The organism is Kitasatospora sp. NPDC088742 (assembly GCF_055584905.1).
Map to the genome: position 1 here is coordinate 81525 of NZ_JBVJLD010000009.1, position 24144 is coordinate 105668.

Annotated in this window: 16 protein-coding genes, 1 tRNA gene and 1 pseudogene; 11 read left to right on the forward strand and 7 right to left on the reverse strand. The window is 71.5% G+C overall.

The features are described 5' to 3' along the window. Positions 1 to 6: 6 nt before the first annotated feature. Positions 7 to 5046, reverse strand: coding sequence for an HD domain-containing protein (locus tag ACZ6ZR_RS10575; protein WP_465641445.1), 5040 nt, complete (start codon positions 5044 to 5046; stop codon positions 7 to 9). Positions 5047 to 5062: 16 nt separating this feature from the next. Further along, positions 5063 to 7798: a penicillin acylase family protein gene (locus tag ACZ6ZR_RS10580; protein WP_465641446.1), complete on the reverse strand. Its 2736-nt coding sequence runs from the start codon at positions 7796 to 7798 to the stop codon at positions 5063 to 5065. A gap of 275 nt (positions 7799 to 8073) precedes the next feature. On the opposite strand from ACZ6ZR_RS10580, the gene ACZ6ZR_RS10585 reads away from it, so the two are divergent. The 5 genes from ACZ6ZR_RS10585 (at position 8074) to mscL (ending at position 12599) form a co-directional block, all read left to right on the forward strand. Next, positions 8074 to 9573 carry a potassium/proton antiporter gene (locus ACZ6ZR_RS10585; RefSeq protein WP_465641448.1) on the forward strand — a complete coding sequence of 500 codons (1500 nt, stop codon included), beginning with the start codon at positions 8074 to 8076 and terminating at the stop codon, positions 9571 to 9573. Positions 9574 to 9871: 298 nt separating this feature from the next. Continuing rightward, positions 9872 to 11182 (forward strand): MFS transporter, encoded by a 1311-nt coding sequence (locus ACZ6ZR_RS10590; RefSeq protein WP_465641450.1) that lies wholly within the window; start codon positions 9872 to 9874, stop codon positions 11180 to 11182. A gap of 81 nt (positions 11183 to 11263) precedes the next feature. Beyond that, entirely contained in the window at positions 11264 to 11578 is a 315-nt protein-coding gene (locus ACZ6ZR_RS10595; RefSeq protein ID WP_465641452.1) for an FmdB family zinc ribbon protein, read from the forward strand. 209 nt (positions 11579 to 11787) lie between these two features. Further along, positions 11788 to 12108, forward strand: coding sequence for a hypothetical protein (locus ACZ6ZR_RS10600; protein WP_465641454.1), 321 nt, complete (start codon positions 11788 to 11790; stop codon positions 12106 to 12108). 74 nt (positions 12109 to 12182) lie between these two features. Beyond that, positions 12183 to 12599 (forward strand): large conductance mechanosensitive channel protein MscL, encoded by a 417-nt coding sequence (mscL, locus tag ACZ6ZR_RS10605; protein ID WP_465641456.1) that lies wholly within the window; start codon positions 12183 to 12185, stop codon positions 12597 to 12599. Between the two features lie 42 nt (positions 12600 to 12641). Here the strand turns inward: mscL and ACZ6ZR_RS10610 are convergent, their stop codons facing one another. Both ACZ6ZR_RS10610 and ACZ6ZR_RS10615 read right to left on the reverse strand, forming a co-directional pair. After that, positions 12642 to 12869: a hypothetical protein gene (locus ACZ6ZR_RS10610; protein ID WP_465641458.1), complete on the reverse strand. Its 228-nt coding sequence runs from the start codon at positions 12867 to 12869 to the stop codon at positions 12642 to 12644. 140 nt (positions 12870 to 13009) lie between these two features. Further along, complete coding sequence (locus tag ACZ6ZR_RS10615; RefSeq protein ID WP_465641459.1) at positions 13010 to 13981, reverse strand: sigma-70 family RNA polymerase sigma factor; 972 nt, start codon at positions 13979 to 13981, stop codon at positions 13010 to 13012. Between the two features lie 358 nt (positions 13982 to 14339). On the opposite strand from ACZ6ZR_RS10615, the gene ACZ6ZR_RS10620 reads away from it, so the two are divergent. From ACZ6ZR_RS10620 to ACZ6ZR_RS10630, 3 genes are all read left to right on the forward strand, one after another. Beyond that, the gene (locus tag ACZ6ZR_RS10620) at positions 14340 to 15275 is read left to right on the forward strand and encodes a phosphatase PAP2 family protein (RefSeq protein WP_465641461.1); all 936 of its coding nucleotides are present in this window, start codon (positions 14340 to 14342) and stop codon (positions 15273 to 15275) included. Between the two features lie 293 nt (positions 15276 to 15568). After that, positions 15569 to 18013 (forward strand): murein biosynthesis integral membrane protein MurJ, encoded by a 2445-nt coding sequence (murJ, locus tag ACZ6ZR_RS10625; RefSeq protein WP_465641463.1) that lies wholly within the window; start codon positions 15569 to 15571, stop codon positions 18011 to 18013. Between the two features lie 461 nt (positions 18014 to 18474). Beyond that, the gene (locus tag ACZ6ZR_RS10630; protein WP_465641464.1) at positions 18475 to 19359 is read left to right on the forward strand and encodes a hypothetical protein; all 885 of its coding nucleotides are present in this window, start codon (positions 18475 to 18477) and stop codon (positions 19357 to 19359) included. Between the two features lie 487 nt (positions 19360 to 19846). Here ACZ6ZR_RS10630 and ACZ6ZR_RS10635 read toward each other — a convergent pair whose 3' ends face one another. From ACZ6ZR_RS10635 to ACZ6ZR_RS10645, 3 genes and pseudogenes are all read right to left on the reverse strand, one after another. Then, a complete protein-coding gene (locus ACZ6ZR_RS10635; protein WP_465641596.1) occupies positions 19847 to 20302 on the reverse strand; it encodes a hypothetical protein in 456 nt (151 codons plus the stop codon). A gap of 128 nt (positions 20303 to 20430) precedes the next feature. Then, a pseudogene (locus ACZ6ZR_RS10640) lies at positions 20431 to 21150 on the reverse strand (ISL3 family transposase); the annotation flags it as partial. 141 nt (positions 21151 to 21291) lie between these two features. Further along, positions 21292 to 21364: transfer RNA gene (locus tag ACZ6ZR_RS10645), tRNA-Arg, on the reverse strand. 237 nt (positions 21365 to 21601) lie between these two features. Between ACZ6ZR_RS10645 and ACZ6ZR_RS10650 the strand changes: the two genes are divergently transcribed. From ACZ6ZR_RS10650 to ACZ6ZR_RS10660, 3 genes are all read left to right on the forward strand, one after another. Beyond that, positions 21602 to 21910, forward strand: a complete 309-nt coding sequence (locus ACZ6ZR_RS10650) for a DUF7683 domain-containing protein (protein WP_465641465.1) — start codon at positions 21602 to 21604, stop codon at positions 21908 to 21910. A 126-nt stretch (positions 21911 to 22036) separates the two neighbouring features. Beyond that, positions 22037 to 23350, forward strand: a complete 1314-nt coding sequence (locus tag ACZ6ZR_RS10655; RefSeq protein WP_465641467.1) for a diacylglycerol/lipid kinase family protein — start codon at positions 22037 to 22039, stop codon at positions 23348 to 23350. Between the two features lie 114 nt (positions 23351 to 23464). Next, a complete protein-coding gene (locus tag ACZ6ZR_RS10660; protein WP_465641469.1) occupies positions 23465 to 24064 on the forward strand; it encodes a phosphatase PAP2 family protein in 600 nt (199 codons plus the stop codon). The last annotated feature ends 80 nt before the right edge of the window (positions 24065 to 24144 follow it).

Here is a 24144-nt window from a genome sequence, read left to right on the forward strand (position 1 = left end):
GGACCGTCACCCTTCTCGGAGCGGGAGCTCCAGACCGAACAGCTCCGCGTAGTGCCCGAGCCGCTCCAGCACCCACTCGGTGCTCTCCCCGACCCCGGCCGCCGCCCGCGCCAACCACTCCGGGGTCACCCGGCCGGACAGCGCGGGCAGCCGGCCGTCCAAGCCCTCGGAGAGCACCGCGAGGTCCTGCCAGAGCGGCAGCACGTCCGGCACGTTCCGGAACGGCTCGCCGGCCGACTCCAGCTCCAGGTACGGCAGCAACCGCCCCCAGGTGGTGGACACCGGCTCGCCGAGCCGGCCCGCGATGCTCACCAGGTCCAGCGGCGTCAGCGGTTCGCCACGCTCGGACACCCGGTACTCGGCGGACAGCGCGACCACGTCGGCGGCGGTGGGGACGGTGTCCGGCAGACCGGCGACCTGATCGTCGGTCAGGGGCGGGACGAGGGCGCCGATGGCGCGCAGCTCGGCGAGGGACCGGTACGCCGTGCGAACGCCCAGACCCTTCTTCGCGGCGTGCCTCAACAGGGCCTCTGTGGTGAGCGGGATCCAGCGGGGGCTCTCGAACCACTCACTGTCGTCCGAGTCGTCGTGCCCGCTCGCCACCAGGGCTCCGGCCATGTCCCAGGTCGGCTGACGGTCCGCCAGACCCTCCGGGAAGGTCGGCGGCGCGAGCTCCAGCGGCAGCCCGAGGCGGGTGCACTCCACCTGGGCGTTCCGCCAGACCTCGGTGAGGGACTGGCCGAGCCGGAGTCCGGCCATGAACAGCACGGGTGGGGTCGGCAGCACCGGGTAGTCGGCACCGTCGAAGGTCGACTCCTGTCCGGAGAAGACGTAGCGGCCGAGGACCGGAAGGTCCCTCCAGGCCGCCAACAGACCGGCGGCCGGCGGCACGTCGACACCGGCCTCGCGCAGGTCGTCGAGGACCAGGGCCGAGTCCGTGGCGGAGGAGGTGACGAAGCCCAGGTCACGCAGGGAGATCCCCCGCTCCAGAGGGAGCTGCGCACCGTGGAGCCAGCGGACGACGTTCCCGCACTCCTCCGACGGCACCACCCCACGGCCGGCGTCGCCGGCGGTGTACCGCCGCTGGTGCTCCATCCCCACGGACTTGGCGGCCTTCGCCAAGTACTTCTCCGCCTTCCGCAGCGAGATGTCCCAGTCCGCAGCGAGCTCGACGGTCGCTCCCCAAGCGAGGACCGACCTGCCGTGACTGTCCCGGGCGGCATACCGACGCAGGTACTCGAAGAGGTCCTCGGGCACCTCGGCCCACCGGAGGACCTCCTCCGGGCCGGGAACCCGCACTCCCAGCCACGAGAACCGACTCATCCCGGCCAGGGCCGCAAAGGGACTGACGCCCCGTCGGGCGGCGTTCGCCACCAGGTCCCACGGCTCGGTGACGGTCGACCAGGTCTTTCCGTCCCTCTGGTACAGGAGATCCAGATCGTCGGTACCGCAGACGTGGTCCCGGTGCCACTCGGGTACGTCCGCCAGCGGCTCCGCGAGGAAGGGGGCGTACCTGACGCAGCTTTCGGCCAGCTTGCCCAAGGAGATCGCGGCGCGCTGCGACGCCCGCACGATCCCGCTCAGGTCACCGGGGGCGTGGCGGTAGTCGTTCTCCTTCGACACCTGGAACCGTCGGCGGGCGGCCCCCACCAGGCCTTCGACGATCTGCTCGTCGTACCAACCTGGAACCCAGTCAAGGTCTCCGGCCTGGACTGACGGCCCTGCCAGCGCCGGGTGGACGATCCTCAGAGCACGTGCCCGACGGATCACTTCGGCCACGGTGGTCCCCTGGTCCTTGGCCGCACGCACGACCGAACGCCAGTCGGAGTTCACCGAAGCGGCGATGTCGGCCCATCCCGGTTCGGGCACCGGGTACCCGGTCAGTGTGGCCGGGAACGCCGTATCCCGGTCATATCGGCCCCGACCGAACACGGCGGTGCGCCATGGCCTCACCGACTCGCGCACCACGTGCTCCCCGCTCGACCGGTCAGGGCGCCCGGAGAGGTGGCGGTCCAAGCGGAACCACCCGGTCTCATCCAGGTTCACCGACCGGCCGTACTGGTCCCTGACCTGGAGGCCCCGTCCCTTCCAGCGGTTCCACAGCCGACTGGCCGCCCCCCGGTGCTGCTCCTCCAGTTCGTGCAGCCAACCGAGCGTCAGCGACGGCCAGGCCGCCAGTGCTTCCGCGCCGAGCCCCCACTGCTCCCGTTCCCACTCCGCGTCGTACTGCTCCAGCTTCTTCCGGTTGACGCTCAACTTCCCGGCTTGCGGACCCGTGAGATTGAGGACGTAGCCGAACGGACGTTTGTCGGTGGCGATCCCGTCGCACAGCACCGCTCCGGTCCCCTCGACCCACCAGAGCGTGCCCGGTACCGCCTCGACGGCCGTCCCGGCCTCCACCGTGCGCGGGCCCTGGTCTCCCGACAGCACGGTGCGCGGAAGCAGCGCGGCCTGGAGCACCCCGGGCGGCCAGGACCGGGTCCGCTCCGAACCGTTCCAGACCTCCAACTGGAACTCGCTGACCATCACCCACGAGCGGAGCAGTTCCTCGCACACGGCCCCCGAGAGCCGCCAGCCGTCCCGGAGGTACAGCCGGACCCGGGTGCCTCCCTCCGGCAGCTCCGCCCCCGCCAGCTCCTGCACCCGGAACAGACTCGCGCTCCCCGGGATGAAGACCCGTAGTGCTTTCGCCGCCGGATACCCGTCCGGGCCTACCGGGCGGGTCACGATCTCCATCTCGTCGGCCAGCATGAAGTAGCTGAACACCCCGATGCCGAAGCGGCTGTTCGGGTACAGCCGGAGCGCGCTGTCCTGCCTGAGCCAGGCGGCCTGCTCCCGCCGGAACTCCCGGGACTGGCCGAACCGGCGCCCGGCCCGGGTGAACGTCTCCTTGAGCTGATCGACCGTCATGCCGACGCCGTTGTCGAGGCACTCCACGTAGCGACCCCGCTCGTCCTCCCCCGCCGTGATCCGGATGCCGCCCTCCCACGGCGCCGGGGAGCCGCCGGCACCCTGCAGGTAGCGCAGCCGCATCTCCCGGTACCGACAGGCGTCCATCGCGTTCTGGTAGAGCTCCCGGACGGCCAGGTGCCGCTGGCCGTCGTACAGCTGCTCCCCCATCAGCAGCCGGCGCACCTCCGTCTGCGCCAAGGTGAAGCGCAGCAGCGGCACGTCGTAGGCCCGGCGGCCCTGCCGCTCGTCCGCGCGCAGCCGGCGGTCGGTCACGCCGGACGGCAGACCGGCCAGCAGCGCCGTCTCGGCTGCCGACCACCGCCGGGCCGCTTCGCGGACGCGACGGACCAGGCCGTCGGCTTCCTCCACGATCGCGGCGAGGGTCTCGTGGATCGCCGGGTGCAGACAGACCGCGTCGAGGTGGACCTCGCCGGCCTCCGCGTGCCAGTCGGCGGCCCGCACCGCGGTGAGCAGCTCCCCGGGAAGCACCGGATCCGAGACCACGAGGTGCTCGACCACGGTCTCCGGGAGCATCCGGGCGTCCACCGCGAACAGGACGGCCAGCCGTAGGAGGGCCGCGAGCGCACGGACCCGCAGCGTGCCGGACCCGCCCGCCAGTGGGTAGCGCTCCGGCAGCTCCAGGGCCTCGGCCTCCGGCGGCTCGCCCAGCACCGGAGCTGCGGCGATCATCCGCAGCGCGGCCGACAACTCGGCCACCCGGCCGGACGGCTGGGCGGCGGCGCTCGCCGACATCATCCGGAGCGCCGTGCGGTCCGCGCGGTGCGGGGGCACCGGCAGCTCGTCCGTCTCGAAGCGCTCCGCGATCCACCGGTGCACCAGCCAGAGCACGGCGGCGTCGAACTGGTGATCCGTCACCTCGCCGAGCTCCCGCAGAAGCATCTCTCCGAGCCGTTCCGACACCTCGGGGTGACGGGCCAGCACCTGCTCGTACTGGCGCCGCTGCTCACCCGCGTCGTCGTCGTCGAACGTCCAGCGCGGCTCGAACAGCGCGGCCTGGCTCAGCCGCTCCGCCCAGGCCGCCTCCCGCAGGAACACCCCGGCCACCAGTGCGGCGGCCTCCAGTGCGGACAGCTCGACACCCTCGGGGAGCAGTTGGGGAAGCCGGCCACCGAGCACCCGCACCGGGAAGTCGTCGTCCGCCCACGGATCCGGCAAATCCTTCTGCGCGAGGTGGACCTGCCGGGCGACCTCCGTCGCCAGCTCGGCCAAGCACCCCTGAAGGTGCGTCACCAGCGCGGCGTCGTCCTCCGGCACCCGCGCCCAGAGCCCAGGCGCCGCCACCGCCTCCTGCCAGCTCTCCAGCAGCCGACGGCCCTGCGCCACGGGTGTCTTCCGGGTCTCCTGCTCCAGGGCCGTCCCGTAGTGGATCCGGACGTCCTGCTGCTCAGCCCTCTCACGCTGGGCGTACTGCCGGGTGAGCCGGGCGGTGGTCTCGTGCACCGCCTCCACCGTGCTCGCCTCGGTGAGCGGGTCGAAGGCGTCGGCCAGCGCCCTGGTGAAGAAGCTCCCGGCCGCCGAGTACCCGGCCCGCTGGCCGGGCGCGCAGCCGGTCATCACCGCGAAGCCGCCATGCGGCGGCCCCTTGGTGATCCGGCTGCCGAACTCCGTGGTGCCGTCCTTCTCCTCGGCCGACCGACAGGCGTCGATCAGCCAGAGCACGGTCCCCGCCCGGCAGCTCGTCAGGTAGCGGCTCAGGTCGGCGTCCAGCAGGGACTCCAGGACGTGCGGCTGCTCCCAGCCGGACGGTTCGCCGTCCTCCGGTGCCCGGGCGTCGACCGGGACCAGGTAGTCGGTGTCGCCCACCCGGATGCCGTGGCCCGTGTAGTGCAGCAGCACGGTGGAGCCGGCCGGGGCGTCCCGCGAGAGGCCCGCCAGGGCGGCGGTGATCTCGTTGCGGGTCGGGTCGCGCAGGATCTCGACCCGGTAGCCCGACCCGCCCAGGGCAGCGGCCAACAGCCGCTGGTCGACGGTGACCGCCTCCTCCAGCGGTGGGAACCAGTCTCCCGCCGCCGGAGTCTCCCCCACGCCGATCAGTAGTGCGAGCCGCTCGGGCGCACCGTCCCCGCCAACCACCGAGCTCCTCCTGGGACTAACCGTTCGTCAGGACCAAGCGGTGCTTGGTGGCCTGCTCGACCTGGTCCGGGGAGTACGGCCAGGCGAGTAGCTCGCCCTTCTGCCACAGCGCGGTCTGGTCGTCGTAGTTGTCGTGGTACGCGTGGCCGGAGGCGCCGCCGACGTTGATCCAGCGGGAGTCGTCGAAGTTGCTGAGGTCGACGACCATCCGCATCGACGGGATCCAGTCCACCTGGTAGCCCGCCGCCGCGTTCCAGCCCGCCGCGTTGACCGCCGCGGTGCCGCCGGAGAGGCGGTACGGGCCGCGGTTGAGCAGGCGGTGCACCAGGCCGGAGGCGATCGAGGAGTCGTCCGAGCCGAGCGTCTGCTCCTTGAGCTCCAGGGTGTGCAGGCGGCCCCAGCTCCAGGTGGAGATGTCCTTGCCGAGGCGGGAGGTCAGGTCCTGGCGGGCGTTCTTGAGTGCCTCGGCGAGCAGGTCGCCCAGGCCCTTCTGGGTCCGCCGGTCGGAGTCCTTGTACTCCCACCAGCTGGAGTCGGGCTGGGTGAGCAGCCGGCGGACCACCTCGGTCCAGCGGTCGCCGCCGTCCGGCTGGGCCTGGCCCGGGTCGCGGGTGCCGCAGACGGTGACCACGGGGTTCTTGTTCAGGTCGTCCTGCGGGAGGGTGTCGGTGGACTTCTGACGGACCAGCAGGCAGTCGCCCTCGGCGCGCAGCCCGGCCGGGAACTTCTGGCCGAAGGCCAGGGTGAGCAGCTGGCGCCAGACGCCGTTGTAGTAGGCGGCGGCGGCCGAGTCGGCGTCCTGGTTGTAGTTCCAGTCCTTGAGCAGGTCCTGGGCCTCGCGGACGTAGGGGTCGTCGATCCGGACCTTGAGCAGCAGCGGCACCAGGGTCTTGGCCATCACGCTGGTGTTGTCGAGCTGGATCGCCTTCATGTCCTCCGGCGAGATCTTGCCGCCGTTCTTGAGGCGGTCGGCGATCTGGTCGGTGATCTCCTTGGCGCGGGTGCCGTACTCCCAGTCGGTGGTGAGCAGCGGCTTGTAGCCCGGGTCCACCACGGCCTGGTTCGCGGTGACGATGTAGCCCTCGGAGGGGTTGAGCACCCACGGCAGCGACTTGAAGGGGACGAAGTCGTAGCCGGCGCCCGCGGTCTTCCAGCCGTAGGAGGAGTCCCAGCCCGGGGCCGGGTAGCGGCCGTCGCCCTTGGTGCGCTGGGGGATCATGCCGGGGGCCTGGTAGCCGATGTTGCCCTTGGTGTCGGCGTAGAGCAGGTTCTGCGCGGGGACCGCGAAGTCGGCGGCGGCGGCCCGGAACTGGTCCCAGTTGGCGGCCTGGTTGATCTTGAAGACGGCGTCCATGGTCCGGCCGGGCACCAGCGCGGTCCACTGCAGCGCGACGCCGTAGCCGCCGGCCCGGTCGGGCGCGGAGTCGGCGGGAGCGTACTTGCCGACGTTCTGCTGCTCGGTGGACTTGTCGGAGATCAGCGGGCCGCGGTCGGTGGTGCGCACCACGATGGTGCGGTCCTCGCCGCCGGCCACCTTGATGGTCTCCTTGCGGGTCTCGAACTTCCGCTCCTGACCGTCCACCAGGTAGGTGTCCGGGCCGGTGACCTTCTCCAGGTAGAGGTCGGTCACGTCGGCGCCGAGGTTGGTGAAGCCCCAGGCCACGTCCTTGTTGTGGCCGATCACCACGCCGGGCATGCCGGCGAAGGTGAAGCCGGCGGTGTCGAAGCCGCAGTTCGGTCCGGTGGTGCGGCAGTGCAGGCCCATCTGGTACCAGATGGACGGGCTGGCCGGGCCGAGGTGCGGGTCGTTGGCCAGCAGCGGCTTGCCGGTGGTGGTGTGCTTGCCGTCCACCACCCAGGAGTTGGAGCCGATGCCCTGGCCCTGACGGCCCAGCAGCTGCGGCATGGCGGCCATCTTCCCGGCCACGTCGCCGAGCAGCGAGGCGGTGACGGCGCGGGACTGGCCGGCGGCCGGCGGCGCGGCGGCGCCGGTCTGGCCGTCGGCGGGGCGGTAGGTGCCGTCGGCGCCGACCTTGCCGGTCTTCACGATGGTGCCGTTGCGGTCGTACGGGTACGGCGGGTAGAGCTGCTCGATCTTCTCGGCGCTGAAGTCCTGGGCCAGCAGCGAGCGGTCGATCTCGTCCTGCATGTTGCCGGAGAGGTTCCAGGCCATCGCCTTGAGCCAGGCCACCGAGTCGACCGGGCTCCACGGCTCGGGCTCGTAGTCGCCGTTCACGGCGCCGAGCAGGGCGTACTCCAGCGAGGCGGAGCTGCCGCCGGGGTGCTCCTTGAGCCAGGCGTTCACACCGTCGCTGTAGGCCTGGAGGTACTTCTTGGTGTCGGCCGAGAGCTGGGTGTCGAACTCCTGCTGGGCCACCCGGCGCCAGCCCATGGTGCGCAGGAAGGAGTCGGTCTCGACCTGGCCGTCGCCGAACATCTCGGACAGCCGCCCGGCGGTGACGTGCCGTCGGACGTCCATCTCCCAGAAGCGGTCCTGCGCCTGCACGTAGCCCTGGGCCCGGAACAGGTCCTCGGAGGTGTCCGCGTACAGCTGCGGCACGCCCTTGGCGTCGCGCTTCACGTCCACCGGCGCGGTCATCCCGGCCACCTTGACGTTGCCGTCGAGCTGCGGGAACGAGGCCTGCACGGTGTGCACGGCGAACCAGCCACCACCGACCGAGCCGGCGACCAACAGGACCACCAGCACGATCACGAGCAGACGAGCGCGCCGGAACCTCTTCGAGCGGGGCATCTGGTTGAGTCCTTGGCTGGGAGACGGGCGGCCGTGACAGACCACCACATTAGGGCGCACGCGCTTGCGGAGCTGCACTCGGGGCGCCCGTGGTCGGATCAGGTGGACCCTACCGGCCGCCCGTGAGCGGAACCCGGCCGACCACACGTACAAGAGCAGGTAAAATGTTAGACTGGGTAACGATCCTTGGATGACGGGCCGTCAGGCACCCTTCCCGGGCCTGCCTTCAGACGCTCCATCAGCCCGAACCACTGACTGCGCCGAGGTGCCACTGCGTGACTGTCGACGACCTGAACCGCTTCCTGCTCGAAGTCGCCGTGGTGCTTCTCTTCGCGGTCGTCGCGGTGCGCTTCTCCACCCGCACCGGCCTCCCCAGCCTGCTGATCTACCTCGGCATCGGCGTCGCACTCGGCCAGAACGGGCTCGGCATCGAGTTCGACAACGCCGAGCTCACCCAGGTGCTGGGCTACGCGGCCCTGGTGGTGATCCTCACCGAGGGCGGGCTGAAGACCAGCTGGCGGTCCATCAAACCCGTGATGCCCGCCGCCACCGTGCTGGCCACCTTCGGGGTCGCGATCAGCGTCGTGGTCACCGCCGTCGGCGCGCACCTGCTGGCCGGCTTCGACTGGCGCACCTCGCTGCTGCTCGGCGCGATCGTCTCCTCCACCGACGCCGCGGCGGTCTTCTCGGTGCTGCGCACCGTCCCGCTGCCGTCCCGGCTGAACGGCCTGCTGGAGGCCGAGTCCGGCTTCAACGACGCCCCCGTGGTGATCCTGGTGGTCGCCTTCGCCACCACCGGGCCGCTGGACTCCTGGTACGTGCTGCTCGGCACGATCATCGCCGAGCTGGCCATCGGCGCCGCCGTCGGCCTGGCGGTCGGCAAGCTCGGCGCCTGGGCGGTGCGGCACATGGCGCTGCCCTCCTCCGGCCTCTACCCGATCGCCGTGATGTCGCTCGCGGTCGGCGCCTACGCGGGCGGCGCGCTGCTGCACGGCTCCGGCTTCCTGGCCGTCTACATCGCCGCCGTGGTGCTCGGGAACTCCAAGCTCCCGCACGGCCCGGCGGTGCGCGGCTTCGCCGACGGGCTGGCCTGGATCGGGCAGATCGGGATGTTCGTCCTGCTCGGCCTGCTCTGCACCCCCCAGACGATGGGCTCGGCCATCGTCCCGGCCCTGGTGATCGGCGCGGTGCTGGTCTTCGTCGCCCGGCCCGCATCGGTCTTCGCCACCATGACCCCGTTCAAGCTGCCCTGGCAGGAGCAGGCGCTGCTCAGCTGGGCCGGGCTGCGCGGCGCGGTGCCCATCGTGCTGGCCACCATCCCGCTGGTGCTCCAGCAGGACTCGGCGCTGGCCAACGAGGTCTTCAACATCGTCTTCATCCTGGTCGTGGTCTTCACCCTGCTCCAGGGCCCCACCCTGCCGCTGGTCGCCCGGTGGCTGCGGATCGGCGACGGCTCGATGGGCCAGGACCTGGGCATCGAGTCCGCCCCGCTGGAGCGGCTGCACGGGCAGCTGCTCTCGGTCGCCCTCTCCGCCTACTCCCGGATGTCCGGCGTCGAGGTGGGCGAGCTGCGGCTGCCGCCCGGGGCCGCCGTCACCCTGGTGGTCCGCGACGGCTCCAGCTTCGTGCCCGACCGCGCCACCGTGCTGCGGGCCGGGGACGAGCTGCTGGTGGTCACCACCGAGGAGGTCAGCGAGGCGGCCGAGAAGCGGCTGCGCGCGGTCGACGAGGGCGGCAAACTGGCCGGCTGGCTGCGCGGGCGCCCCCGGCCCTGACCTGGCTTTCCTCCCTCCGCGCCGCAGTTCACCGTGAATTCACCGGCGCGGAGGGGTGGCGGAGTGACGCTACCCGCGTAGAATGGGGTCCGTAGATCTTCTGAGAATCGAACCGAAAACCCGCTACATCTGCCTGAAGCAGAGTTGGCGCGACCGCTCGGCGGCCGCGTCCGGACGCCCCACCCTCGGCCGTCCGGGCCCGGTATCAACCCCGGTCGACGCGCGAGAGGACAGCTCTCGGCGCCGTCGGGGCCACCCACACCCCCACTGCGCTACCAGGCAGCAGGAAGGACCGACCGTGACGGCCCGCCGAACGGTCGAAGACCCCACCCGCGTCGGATACGGAGCCCTGCTCCGCACCCCCGGTGCCTGGACGTTCCTGGCTCCCGCCTTCGTGGCCCGCCTGCCCTACGCGATGCTCAGCCTGGGCATCGTGCTGCTGGTCCTGGAGACCCACGGCTCGTACGGCACCGCCGGTGCCGTCGCCGCCGTCTCCGCCGTCGCGCAGGCCCTGATCGGCCCGCAGACCGGACGGCTCGCCGACCGCCACGGGCAGGCCGCGGTCCTGCTGCCCAGCATCGCGGTGCACGCGGTCTCGGTGGCCGCCCTGATCGGCCTGGCCCTCGGCCACGCCCCGGTCTGGGCGCTCTTCCTCGCCGCCGCCCCGGCCGGCGCCAGCGTGCCGCAGATCGGCGCGATGGTCCGCTCCCGCTGGGTGGCCAAGCTCTCGGACTCCCCGGCCAAGCTGAACACCGCCTTCGCCTTCGAGTCCGTCACCGACGAGTTCACCTTCGTGATCGGCCCGGTGCTGGCCACCGCCGTCGCCGCCGGGGTCTCCCCGACCGCCACCCTGATCGCCGAGGCCGCGCTCACCGTGGCCGGCGGCCTGGCCTTCGCCGCCCAGCGCTCCACCGCCCCGGCCCGCCACCCGCAGGTCGAGGGCGCCGCGCACGTCTCCGCCCTCGCCTCCCCGGGCGTCCGGCTGCTGGCGGCCTCCTTCCTGGGCGTCGGCACCGTCTTCGGCGCCCTCCAGGTCTCCATCACCGCCTTCGCCGAGAGCGCCGGCCGGGCCGACATGAACGGCATCGTCTACGGGATCTTCGCCGGCGGCTCCATGGTGGCCGGCGTGGTCTACGGGCTGATCACCTGGCGGCGCTCGGCCCGGCAGCGGATGCTCGCCTGCTACGCCCTGCTGCTGGCCGGCTGCTCCACCCTCTGGGCCATGCCCAACCTGACCACCCTGACCATCGCCGCGCTCTTCTGCGGCCTGGCCATCGCCCCCACCCTGATCACCGGCTACACGCTGATCGAGACCCTGGTCGCCGCCAACGCCAAGACCGAGGCCTTCACCTGGCTCACCGGCGCGATCGGCCTCGGCCTGGCCGCGGGCTCCACCGTGGCCGGGATGCTGATCGACCGGCACGGCGCCTCGGCCGGCTTCACCGTCCCGCTGGCCGGGGTCGGCCTGGGCCTGGCCGCCCTGCTGAGCCTGCGTCACCTGCTGGTCGCGCCGGGCTCCGCGAGCCGCACCGTGGCGCGCTCCGACGCCCGGGGCGGGCAGCGCGGCGGCGGGCAGGCGGCGGTTCTCACACCGGCGGCGCTGGACTGATCCTGCGGAATGCCGCATCATTGACCATCGTTAGCACTCATCAGGTGAGAGTGCCAGGGGGAAGGCCAGGAGGAAGAACACGTGCCCACGTACCAGTACCAGTGCACCCAGTGCGGCCACGGCCTGGAGGCGGTCCAGAAGTTCACCGACGAGGCGCTGACCACGTGCCCGGACTGCCAGGGCAAGCTCCGCAAGGTGTTCTCCGCGGTGGGCGTGGTGTTCAAGGGCTCCGGTTTCTACCGCACCGACAGCCGCTCCTCGTCGAGCAGCTCGGTGAGCTCCTCGACGTCCTCGTCCACGTCGTCCGCTCCGTCGACCTCGACCTCGACCCCGGCGGCCGCCCCGGCGTCCTCGGGCGGCGGCTCCGGCAGCACCGGCTCCAGCTCGGCCAGCTGAATCGATCCTTCCGCACGGCCCGGCACCGCGAGGTGCCGGGCCGTCGGCGTTCCCGGCCGCCCTGTCCTCCGTACGGGTGAAGCGCGTTGTCCACAGGCCGGGGTTTTCCACAGGCGGTGGACACTCTCCGCCGCTCGGGCCCGGGCCGCCGCACTCTGATCCCGCGACGCTCCCGCACCACGCGGGGGCCCGATCAGAGGCGGCGCCCCATGACCACCCCGTACCTCCGCAGCACCACCGCTTCCGCGTCCGTCGGTGGTTCGGTCAGCGCCCGCGCGGCCACCCCGGCCGCCGTCCCCTCCGTGCCGCCGCGCCGGGTGGTGCCGCCCTTCCCACCCATCCGCCGGGGCTCCGGCGGGCGGCACCGCCTCCAGCAGGCAGTCCGGCACCGGCCGGGGCTGCTCGCCACCGGGCTGCTGGCCGCCGCCACCGCACTGGCGGCCGGCCCGCTGCGTCCCCCGGCCGGGCCCGTCCCGGCGGCGGAGGCGGTCGCCATGCCCCGCTGCACCGGTTCCGCCCCACCCTCCTGACCAGTGACGATCCGTCAATCCGGGGCCGTGGAATTCACCCGTGACCATCCGCGCTGACCGTCGTTCAGCGCGGCATGAAGGGCTTCAAGGAATTTCTGCTTCGCGGCAATGTCATCGACCTCGCCGTAGCCGTCGTGATCGGCGCGGCCTTCACCAAAGTCATCAACGCCTTCGTCGACGGCGTCATCAATCCGCTCGTCGGGGCGTTCGGTGCCAAGGACCTCTCGGCCTACTCGTCCTGCCTGAAGGGCCCCTGCGTGGTGGACGCCGACGGGAAGGTCACGTCCGGCATCCTCATCCTCTGGGGCTCGGTGATCAGCGCGGTGATCACCTTCCTGATCACCGCCGCGGTGGTCTACTTCGTGCTCATCGTCCCGATGAAGCGCGTGATGGCCCGCTACAAGACCCCGGCCGAGGAGGCCGCCGAGGCGGAGGCCAAGGAGGTCGCCCTGCTCACCGAGATCCGGGACGCACTGGTCCGCCAGCGCTGACCGTCCCGCCCCTGGCACCACTCCCCCGCGGCTGCCGCGCCGTCACCCCCCGTGGTGCGGCGGCCGCTGACTCAGGTACCAGTCCAGCCCCCGGCCTCCACCGCCACCGCCCTCGGAGCCGCCCCAGCCCTGGTCGGTGTCGTCACTGGTCTGCCGGTCGAAGGGGTCGTCGAAGACCAGCTTGGGCTTGGGCTTGGCCTGCGGCTCGGCCTCGGCCTCGGCCTCCGGCTGACCCTCGGGCCGCCCCTGCTCCTCGTTCTGTCCCGCCACCACAGTCACTCCTTCGTCCCGCTCTGCTCCCCCGGCCTCTCCACCGCCCCAGCCTAGGCCGCGAACGGCGACGGACCCCGCCGGGGCCGAAGCCCCGTCAGGGTCCGTCTGGTCACCGCCCGAGCCGGCGGGCACACCGGTCAGGCCGCTTCGAAGCCCGCGTGGTCCGCGATCTTCTTCAACTCGGCGAGCGCGTGCTTCTCGATCTGCCGGATGCGCTCCCTGGTCAGCCCGTGCTGCTTGCCGACCTCGGTCAGCGTCCGCTCCCGGCCGTCCTCCATCCCGTAGCGGGACCGGATGATCGAGGCGGTGCGGTCGTCCAGCCGGCCGATCAGACCGTCCAGCTCCTCCCGACGGAGCATCACCATCACGGCGTCCTCCGGCGAGACCGCGCCGGTGTCCTCCACCAGGTCTCCGAACTGGGTCTCGCCCTCGTCGTCGACCGCCATGTTCAGACTGACCGGGTCACGCGCCCAGTCCAGCACGTCCTTGACGCGCTGCTCGGTGGTGTCCAGCTCGGCCGCCACCTCGGCCGGGTCGGCCTCGCGGCCCAGCTCCTTCGACTTCTCCCGCTGCACCCGGCGGATGCGGCCGAGCTCCTCGACGAGGTGCACGGGCAGCCGGATGGTGCGGGACTGGTCGGCGATCGACCGGGTGATCGCCTGCCGGATCCACCACGTCGCGTAGGTGGAGAACTTGAAGCCCTTCGAGTAGTCGAACTTCTCGACCGCCCGGACCAGGCCCGCGTTCCCCTCCTGGATCAGGTCGAGCAGCGGGAGACCACTGCGCGGGTAACGCCGTGCCACCGCCACCACCAGCCGGAGGTTCGACCGGATGAAGACGTCCTTGGCGCGCTCGGCGTCCTCGGCTATCGCCTCCAGCTCCTCACGCTTGGCGCCCTTCGGCAGCGTCTCCTCCTCCAGCAGGTGCTGGGCGTAGACGCCGGCCTCTATTCGCAGCGAAAGCTCCACCTCCTCGGCGGCGTCGAGCAGAGGCGTCCGGGCGATCTCGTCGAGATACATGCCCACGAGGTCTCGGTCGGCCTCAAGGTTGTTCGGCCGGGCCGTGCGAGTCCGGTCGGCCTTGTCGCGAACGACGGCACGAGTCGCCATGCTTGCTCCCTTGCTGCTGGTGCCGATCTGCCTTGGATCCCGCCCCGCCGGGGGTGAGCCGGGGCAAAGGTGCGCGCCCCAGGAGGCCCACACGTAACGATCCAACGCACAGAAATGGGACAACATTCCCAACTCACCCAGTTTCTTCCCGGCATGCAGTATCCTGCGACTTTTCCCGCGCGACGGTAGACAGCGCGTGACGCCGTGACGACCCGGCGTGAATTCGGGGCTCCCCGATCCACTCCTCCTCCCGCAGAACGGGCGGACACCGGCCATCCGCAGCTTCTCCCCACAAAAGATGCCGAATCGCGATCCGTACTGCCTCCGAACCACCCCGGCCGCTGGGAAGGTGTCAGTCATGTACCCGTCCATTTCCGGCTCCCGCGCCGAGGCCGCACCCCCCGGCGACCCACCCGCCCGGCCGGACGACGGCAGGGCTCCCGACGACAGGGCTCCCGACGACAGGGCTCCCGGCGGCAGAGCCGGGCTCCGCCGCCGGCGGCAGCTGCTCACCTGCGGCGCCGTGAGCCTGGGCTCCGCCGCGCTGCTGACCGCCCTGGTCCTGCTGGTGCTCGGCGGCTGGGGTCCGCTGCGACACCTGGACGAGGGCTGGATCGCCTCGCTGCACGAGTACGCCCTCGACCACACCGTGTGGACGGCGTCCATGCAGACCCTGGCCGACATCGGCAGCACCGTCACCATGCGGGTGCTGCTCGCCCTCGCGGCGGTCTGGCTCTGGGCGATCGGAGCCCGCACCCTCGGCGGCTGGGCGGCCGCCCTGATACTGACCGGCTGGCTGGCGAGCACGGCCGGCCAGGAACTGCTGGGCCGGGAGCGCCCGCTCTTCCACGACCCGGTGGCCGCCGCCCCCGACTTCGCCTTCCCCTCGGGGCACGCACTGGCCTCCGCCGTCACCTGCGGCGCCCTGGTGATCCTGGTCTGGCCACGGGCCAACCGCACCGGCCGGATCGCCGCCTGCGCCGTCGCGGCCACGGCCGTGCTGGCCATCGGCTGGACCAGGATCGCGCTCGGCCTGCACTGGCCCAGCGACGTCCTCGGCGGCTGGCTGGCCGGAGTCCTGGTGGTCGGTGCCGTCACCCTGGCCGTCGAGCTCTGGCGCCCCGGCGCCCTCTCCCGCGACGTCCGCCAGGTCGGCTGGCGGACACGGCCCCGGGTGCAGCGGGTGCTCGCGAGCACGGGGCCGGCCGGCACCTCCGCGCCCGAGGACGACCTCGACGACACCCTCGACAACTCCCCGGACGCCGCCCCCGGCACCGCTCCTGACGGACCGTGAGAAGGATCACACGAGCGCACAGGAACCACATGGGGAGGGATCGGTCAGGGCAGGATCAACCGATTCACTCCCTATCGGCAGCGGAAAAATCGCCCTGAACCGCCATTTTCACGACAGGTCACACCTCGTCGGCATGCCGACGGCTCCGGCGGGAGAGATTTCCAGCACACGGCACGGGGCTCCCCAGTCGGTGCCACGGTGCGGCAGACTTCTCCGGCCGGGTGTACCTACCCCCGGCCGGGCCGGGCAGTCGCCGCACTTCCGCTGCCCAGGCACCGAGTGACGGGGGTCGGATGACCAGGCACAGGACGGACGAACCGGCCAACCCGTACGGAGAACCGCCCGCGACGCCGCCGCACCACGTCCCGGACGCCCACCACTCCGGCGGCCACGTCCCCGGCAGCCACGTCCCCATCGTCCCGGCGCCCGACGACCGGTTCCCCGAAGGCTTCTTCCGCGACGAGCCCGCCGCCGCGCCCACGGCCGCGCACGGTGCTCCCGACGTTTACGGTGCTCCCGACGCCTACGGCGCCCCCGTGCAGCCGGGCCTCCCGGGCACCCCTGACTTCACCGGCCGGCCGGCCCCCCACCCGACCGTGCAGCTCGGCCAGCCCGCCCCCAGCCACCCCACCATGCAGCTGAGCCAGCCGGCCCCCAGCCACCCGACGATGCAGCTCGGCCCCCAGGTGCCTTCGCCGCGCCCGCCGTACCAGGGCGGGCAGCAGGCGCAGCAGATGCCGCCCGTCCCGCCGATGCCGCCGACCGTCCCGGCCGTCGCCCCGGTGGTCCCGCTCGCCGGGGGCGGCCTGCCGGACGCCACCATGCAGCTGACCGTCGTCCCGGCCACCGATGCCGCCGCGCCGCCGCAGTCCCAGGCCCCCGTCGGCGCCGAGCCGGCACCCGAGTCGCAGCCCGAGTCGGAGGCCGCCAAGGCCGGCCGGACCGCCCGCAACGGCATGATCATGGCGCTCGGCTCGCTCAGCTCCCGCGCGCTCGGCTTCGTCCGCGCGGCCGTGATCGCCGCCGCGATCGGTGTCGCCAAGGTCGGTGACGGCTACGCGGTGGCCACGATGCTGCCGAACACCATCTTCATCATGCTGATCGGCGGCGTGCTCAACTCGGTCTTCGTTCCCGAGCTTGTCCGGGCCGCTCAGCAGCACGCCGACAAGGGTGTGGCGTACACCAACCGGCTGCTGACGGTCTGTGGGGTCGCACTGCTCGGGATCACCGCTGTGGCCTTCTTCTGCGCACCGATGATCGTCGATGCCTACACCAACTACGGCCCCCAGGAGACAGCCCAGCGCGAGCTGACCCTGGCGCTGGCCCGGTACTGCCTCCCGGCGATCCTGTTCTACGGCCTGTTCGGACTGCTCGGCCAGGTGCTCAACTCCCGCGACCGGTTCGGCGCGATGATGTGGGCGCCGGTACTGAACAACGTCGTGGTGATCGCCGTCTTCAGCCTCTACATGGTGCTGTTCGACTACGCGAAGACCGCCAACCAGGTCTCGAGCGGAGCGGCCATGCTGCTCGGACTCGGCAGCGCCTTCGGCATCCTGGTACAGGCTCTGGCCCTGTGGCCTTCGCTGCGTGCCTCCGGCTTCCGCTACCGACCCCGCTTCGACTGGCGCGGCTCGGGCCTCACCGGTCCACTGAAAGCTGCCGGCTGGGCCCTGATGCTCGTCGTGGTCACCCAGCTCTGCTTCCTGGGCATCACCAACCTGGCCACCAGCGCCCTCTCCAAGGCCGAAGGCGACGGCTTCGAAGGCATCGGCCTCGGTTACACCGCCTACAACAACGCCTACCTGCTCTTCGTGGTCCCGCAGGGCATCATCACGGTCTCCCTGGTCACCGCGATCCTGCCGAACATGTCCCGTTCGGTGACGGCCGGGCGCTTCGCCGAGGTCGGCCGCGAGCTGTCCCAGACCCTGCGCAGCTCCGCCGGGATGATCGTGCCGGCCGCCGCGGTCTTCCTCGCGCTGGCCACCCCGATCGCCCGCCTCGCCTACGGCAACGGCAACGTCCAGGCCGAGGACGTCGAGGTGATCGCCCAGGTGCTGATGGCTTTCGCGATCGGTCTCCCGGCCTTCTGCGCCCAGTACGCGCTGGCCCGCGGCTTCTACGCGATGAGCGACGCCCGCACCCCGTTCTGGCTCACCACAGCGATCTCCGGCGGCAACGTCGCCCTCTCCGGCCTCGCCTACCTGGCACTGCCCGGCCGCTGGATCATCGTCGGCATGGCCGGTGCCCACACCCTGGCCGTCCTGCTCGGCGTGGCCCTCACCGGCCGCGCCCTCGGCCGCCGCCTCCGTCGCGAGGGCACCGCCGCCGCTCCGGCCGCCCCCGCGGCCCCGGCCTACGCGGCCGACCTCCCGCCGGACGCCACCCTGGTCCTCGGCACGGGTCTCGGTCTCGGTACCGGCCGCCGCACCCCCGTCCGCAGCGGCCTGGACGGCGCCCAGGTGGTCGTCCTCCACCTCGCCCTGGCTGCCGCCTGCGCCCCCGGCGCCCTCGCCGCCTACTGGCTGACCGGCCTGGTCTCCGACCTCATCCCCAACGAGGTCATCGCCGCCCTGCTCTCCCTCGGCACCGGCTCCCTCCTCATCCTCGCCTCCGTCCTCCTCCTTGCCCGCCCCCTCGGCGCCGGCGCGGCGGTCGGCCCCCTGGCCCGCAAGCTCCGCATCCCCTACCCCACCCCGGCCGCCGACCCCGGCCCCGGCAACGGCAAGCACCGCCGCTGACCCCCGGACGGGGCTGACGCCCCCTCAGATGCCGGAAGGCCGGTACCCCAGGGGTACCGGCCTTCCGAACTGCTGCTGTGCCCCATGCAGGATTCGAACCTGTGACACCGGCTCTAGCTAGTTGATCGTCGCGTATCCCCGTACCACGCCAACGACTGGCAGTGCGGGAAGCCACGGCTTGTTGATCTGCAAGCCCTTAGTCGTCACGTAGTCGGGCCCTAGACGATCACTGGGACCATCGGGTCGGGAGTCTCAACAGCCGCTGAGTTGCTGGGCGGTGCCAGGAGGCCTGGGCTAACGCCCTGGGGCCGTGAAAGCATGACGAGAGGACAGATGTGGCCCGTACGACACCCGAGCGGCCAGTGGACGTGGAGCGTCTCTTCCCGGAACTGGCGCGGTACCGGCGGACCGCCACCCGCCTGCACCCCAGACCGGGGGCCCCCGGCGTGCAGGACAGTTCCGTGGGTGGGCCGATGCTCTGGCCGGCCGACGAACCGTGGCCGATCTGCACGCACCCGCACAAGAAAAGTTGGGGCGAGCGGGTGGGCGACGTCCGGCTCAAGCGTCGGATTCGGGCGGAGGCCTGGAGACGTGCCCCGGAGCCGGGTCTCAGGCCCGGGCCGGCGGACGCCGAGCGGGAGGTCCTGGCCTCGTTGAAGCGCGGGCGGCACGCCCCGTGGCTGGCGAACACCGACCCGATCCCCCTGCTCGCGGTCGCACAGCTGTACCGGAGAGACGTGCCCGACCTCTTCGGCGGTCCCGCCGACTGTGACCTGCTCCAGGTGTTCTGGTGCCCCTTCGACGCCCACGGGACCGGCTACCAGGTGTCGCTGCACCTGCGCTGGCGTCGTTCCGCCGATGTCAGTGCGGTCTTGGCCGACCAGCCGGAGCCGGTGGTGGTCGGTGCTCCGGGGTACGTGCCCGATCCGTGTGTCCTGCACCCGGAGCAGGTGGTGGAGCACCAGTACATCGATCTGCTTCCCGACCGTCTGCGCCGACGCATAGAGAAGTGGGAGGGGCCCGAGAACGAGCGCGACGAGGAGAAGGTCGGTTACCGGAGCGACCTCTCGATCGCCCCGGGCTGGAAAGTCGGCGGATTCGCCTCCTGGCACGTGACGGATCCGGCGCCCATGGACTGCGACTGCGGACAGCCCATGGAGCCCCTCCTGACCATCGCCAGCTACGAGTGCGACAGCGACAGCGGCAGCTGGATCCCGCTGGAGGACCGGGCGACGCTGGAGGGGGCGATCGGGGCGGCATCCGTCCTCGTGAGCCGTGACGGGATCCTGTACGTCTTCGTGTGCCCTCGGGATCCCAGCCACCCCCATCGGCTCAGTTTTCAGTAACCGCGGCGCCTCCGGGCCGGTGGCCGGGCTCCCACGGACAGGGCCACTGCTGCGGGTGAACGCGTGAGGGCTGGATCGTGGATCCCGCCCTCAACGTCTCTCACTGCCGACTATCCGCCTACGGCACAGCTGGGGCGGCGGCAGCCGGGTTCGACAGCCAAGCGCTCAAAGAGAAGCCCTTGTTGCCGACTGCCTCCATTCTCAGCTCGTACGGGACCAGACTGTCGCTTTAGGAGAGCTTTCCAGCCAAGCCCCTGACCTGCACAGATGCACCTGATGGGCCATCTGACCTGCGAACATCACTCTTCGTAGCTCTCGCCGCCACTCGCATTTTCTCACCCTCATGTGTACTGCATCTGTATGCGGCATAGCCCTGGAAATGCACGCCAACCTGGCACTCATGACAGATTCAGCGCGACGCCAACTTGGCCGAATACTTGGATTGAAATCGCACTAAGCCGATGAGATCATCATGGCCGATCCCCAACTAGTCATAATAGCCCGGCCGGGCAAGCAGAACCGACTGGAAATAGTACCCTTCCGGAGTCGACTCACTATCGGAAACCGTAGGACGCCATAGAGCAACAAGCAACTCTGGAGCGATAATCTGAGTCCCGCGCTCTTCCTCTACGACATCAACAAAGCTGCGAATATGAGAGATCACAGATTGCGCTGGAGTATCAAATAGGCTAATGCCATCGAACATCACAACGTCACTATGGAATGGGCGGAATACCTCAATTGCATTTACTTTGCGATCAAAGCCCGGATGGGCATGGATGCTCAAACCACTTGAGTAATTAGCCTGACCGCGAGTTGGAACTAGAGACTCGGCGGGCCCCTGAAATCCTTCAATGGAACGTTGCGCCTCCTCCGCCTCTTCCATGGTCATCCCAAGCCTAAGGGGGCCGAACTGAGCCGGGAGCACCAGCCGCAGGATCATATTTCCCTCCGCTGGCGCGTAGGCCAGGGAACCCCTGACCCACGCGCACTCTCTATTTGCCTACGAACCCAGAGTCGGAACTCTTCTAAGGGCCTGATAGGCAGGATTATTTGCCATCTCAACAAGCATTTGACTAATTGCCATCTGTCGCTGACCTGCACCGCTTCGGGCAGGGTCTGGCGAATCGCCTCACCGTAGGAGCCGGAGCCGTCGCGGCAGACGTACTCCGCGCCGGGGTGCTCGCGCAGCCACACGACCAAGGTCTGGGCGGTGCGGTCGGGCAGAACATCGATCCGCTCGCCGGTCTCGGCGTCGATGATCACGGTGGCGTAGCGGTGCCGGCGCTTGAGGGCGAAGTCGTCGATGCCGAGCACGCGCGGGACGCGCACCGGCGGTACCGCCTGGCGCATGAGCAGGCGCAGGGCGGTCGAGCGGGAGATCGCGCAGGCCGGCGCGCGGGAGAGGCGGGCGCCCGCCCGGCCCGCTAACTCTTTGACCACCGAGCCCAGTTGGTCGGCGAGTCGGCGCGTGCGCCGTTGGTAGCGTTCGATCAGGCCGGGGACCTGCTCGCGGAACGTCTGCCGCGGGCAGCCCAGCACCGGGCAGACCAGGCGCCGGACCCGCACCGCCGCCACAACCCGGCGTCCGTCCACCGGCACGTCCGCGATCACCCGCCGATGGAAGCCGTGTACCCGCCCCGTCGGCTGCCCGCACACCGGGCACGGCACCGGATCGTCCCGGGTCCGCGCCGACACCCGGATGACCTCGCCCTCGTCCATCACGCCCTCGACGACAAGGGCCGACAGCCCCGAAAACACCACACTCACAAGCTCGTTGACGTCACGCATGCCATACCAACGAGGCCGGTCACCCTTCGTTACCACCGGATACGGGACAGAGCCAAGAAGAAGAGCTGACACTCCCCCTGCAGATACAGCACGACGAAGGCCGACACCCGTGGGTGCCGACCTTCGTCGTGTGTGCTGCTGTGCCCCATGCAGGATTCGAACCTGCGACACCGGCTTTAGGAGAGCCGTGCTCTATCCCCTGAGCTAATGAGGCGGGGGCTTGTGGCGGGACAAGCACCGGGCCAGGCGGTGTGCGAACGTCCGGGCCGGCCGCTGCGAGGCGACCCCCGACCGTCCCCACGATGGGATGACCGTCTGACCGATGACAGACTAGCGGATCGAGCTCTGGCAGATCCCCCCTGTTCCCGCAGGCACCGTCGAACTGGCAGGCCGCCCGAGCGCGAGCAGCGCCGTCCGGGGCTGCGGCCCGACCCGCGAAGTGGAGAAGTGGATGTGGGAGCTGGAGGTCTTCTCGAAGCGGACCGAGGAGCTCATCGAATCGATCCCGCTCCGAACCGTCCGCGGCGAGGACGTGAGGGTCCTCCTGGGCCGACCGGCCGAGGAGGACGTCTACGAGGGCGGCTACCCCGTCGAAGGAGGCGTCCTCGAAGAACTCTCGGGACCGGCGGACCACCGTGTCCGGCAGGACGCGGACTACTTCGTCGCCTTCGTGGCCCACAGACTCCCCGTCTGGGCGGTGGGTGAGGAACCCATGGTGTTCTGGCGGAACGGTCTCCTGGTGAACCTGCACGGCTCCTGAGGAGCGAGCGACCGGGGGTCGGGGGTCGGGGGTGCCACGGCACGGCACGGCGAGGTGGGAGCTTGAGCGGCGCGGGGGCGTCCGGTGGGGCAGGATGCGGGGATTGACGGTGTGTAGGGGGCGAGGGTGACGGGCGTGGAGGGTGCGGTGCGGGTGCGGCGGTTGGCCCAGGTCGCGGTGGGGTGTGCCGGGGCCGCGGTGGTGGTGCTGGTGCTGATGGTGGGCTGGCGCGGGCTGGGGGTGGTGCTGGCCGGGGCGATCGGGCTGGGGGTCGCGGCGGCCGGGGCCTGGTGGGCGGTGGCGCACCGGGGGGCGACCCGGGTGGTCGGAGCGGTGCTGGCGGTGGCCGCGCCGGTCTGGGTGCTCGGGTTCCTGGTGGAGAGCGGGCTGGGGCTGGAGGCGGTGCTGACCGTCTCGCTCTGGGCGGGCGGGATGGCGGCCGCGGCGGAGGCGCTGCGGCTGGACAAGCGGGCCCGCCGGGCGCGGCAGGTGCCGTCGGCCCCCAGGGCGCTGAAGCCGGTCCTGATCATGAACCCGAAGTCCGGCGGCGGGAAGGTCGAGAAGTTCGACCTGGTGCGGAGGGCGGAGTCGCTCGGGGCCCGGGTGCTGCTGCTGGACGGACAGGACGTGTCGGCGCTGGCCCGCCGGGCGGTGGCCGAGGGCGCGGACCTGCTCGGGGTCGCGGGCGGGGACGGGACGCAGGCGCTGGTGGCGGAGGTGGCTGCCGAGCACGACCTGCCGTTCCTGGTCATCTCGGCCGGCACCCGAAACCACTTCGCGATGGACCTCGGCCTTGACCGCAACGACCCCTCCACCTGTCTGGACGCCCTGACCGACGGCGTGGAGCTGACGGTCGATCTGGGCACGGTCGCGGACCGCCCGTTCGTCAACACGGTCTCCTTCGGCGCCTACGCCGAGATCGTGCAGAGCCCGGACTACCGGGACAACAAGACCGCCACCGCCCTCGGCGCGCTGCCCGACCTGCTGGCCAACAAGATCGGCGCCCGGCTCACCGCCGAGGCCGACGGCACCCGGCTCACCGACCCCCAGGCCCTGCTGGTGAGCAACAACCCGTACGAGACCGGCGACCTGCTCGGCGCGGGCAGCCGTCCCCGCCTCGACACCGGCCGGCTCGGGGTGCTCTGCCTGAAGGTGGAGGGAGCGGCCCAGGCCGTCGAGCTGGCGCTGCGCGGGGAACAGGCGCAGGGGCTCACGGTGCTGACGTCCCGTGAGGTGATGGTCCGGGCGGAGGCCGGGACGGACACCATCCCGGTGGCGGTGGACGGCGAGGCGCTGACGCTGCCGACGCCGGTGCGGTGCACGGTCCGCCCCGGGGCGCTGCGGGTGCGGGTGCCGCGCGACCGGCCGGGCGCGGAGCCGGTGGCGCCGCTGCGGAACTGGCGGCGGGTCTGGCAGCTCGCGTCGGGCAAGGCGTCCTGAGACCGGGACGCAGGCCCCGGCAGGAGACCCGGCGCGGGACCGAACGGGTGCCGGTGCGCGGGACGGAGCTGATGGTGCGTGAGGATGGCAGGCAGACAAGGGAGGTGACGGTCGATGCGGAGCCCGACGACCGGTAGGTGGTGGCCGCTGTCGGCACCGGTGGTGCTGGACCTGGCGGCGCTGGACCGCTCGGTGTACGGCGCGGTGGCGGCGACGCCGACGCCCGCGCTGGACGGGGTGATGCGGCGGCTGTCGGCGGCGGCCGACCATTCGAAGCTGTCGTTCGCGGTGGCCGGGCTGCTGGCGCTGCGCGGCGGTTCGGCGCGGCGGGCGGCGGTCCTCGGGGTGGCGGCGATCGGGCTGGCCTCGGCCACCGCGAACCTGCTGGGCAAGAACCTGGTGCGGCGCGAACGCCCGGACCGGGCCGGGGCGCTGGTGCCCGAGGCCCGGCACGTCCCGATGCCGAGCTCGGCCTCCTTCCCCTCCGGGCACTCCGCCTCGGCCTTCGCCTTCGCGGTGGCGGTCGGCGCCGAGCTCCCGTCGGCGGCGGTCCCGCTGGCCCTGCTGGCGGCCACCGTGGCGTACTCGCGGGTCCACACCGGGGTCCACTACCCGGGCGACGTAGTGGCCGGCTCGCTACTGGGGGTGGCGGCTGCCACGGCGGTCCGCCTGGCCGGCACGGGCTCCTTCGGCCCGGCGCCGCAGGCCGGCTGACGGACCGTCGGCCGCTGCGGTCGCCACAGTCACTGCGGTCACCACGGCCGCCGTCCGCCGGCCCGCCTCCACCGGGGGCG

Excerpts from the sequence above, each read along its gene's own strand:
- ACZ6ZR_RS10580 (WP_465641446.1), bottom strand. The coding sequence starts at position 7,798 with ATGCCCCGCTCGAAGAGGTTCCGGCGCGCTCGTCTGCTCGTGATCGTG.
- ACZ6ZR_RS10600 (WP_465641454.1), top strand. The coding sequence starts at position 11,788 with ATGACCACCCCGTACCTCCGCAGCACCACCGCTTCCGCGTCCGTCGGT.
- mscL (WP_465641456.1), top strand. The coding sequence starts at position 12,183 with ATGAAGGGCTTCAAGGAATTTCTGCTTCGCGGCAATGTCATCGACCTC.
- ACZ6ZR_RS10615 (WP_465641459.1), bottom strand. The coding sequence starts at position 13,981 with ATGGCGACTCGTGCCGTCGTTCGCGACAAGGCCGACCGGACTCGCACG.
- ACZ6ZR_RS10620 (WP_465641461.1), top strand. The coding sequence starts at position 14,340 with ATGTACCCGTCCATTTCCGGCTCCCGCGCCGAGGCCGCACCCCCCGGC.
- murJ (WP_465641463.1), top strand. The coding sequence starts at position 15,569 with ATGACCAGGCACAGGACGGACGAACCGGCCAACCCGTACGGAGAACCG.
- ACZ6ZR_RS10635 (WP_465641596.1), bottom strand. The coding sequence starts at position 20,302 with ATGATCCTGCGGCTGGTGCTCCCGGCTCAGTTCGGCCCCCTTAGGCTT.
- ACZ6ZR_RS10650 (WP_465641465.1), top strand. The coding sequence starts at position 21,602 with ATGTGGGAGCTGGAGGTCTTCTCGAAGCGGACCGAGGAGCTCATCGAA.
- ACZ6ZR_RS10660 (WP_465641469.1), top strand. The coding sequence starts at position 23,465 with ATGCGGAGCCCGACGACCGGTAGGTGGTGGCCGCTGTCGGCACCGGTG.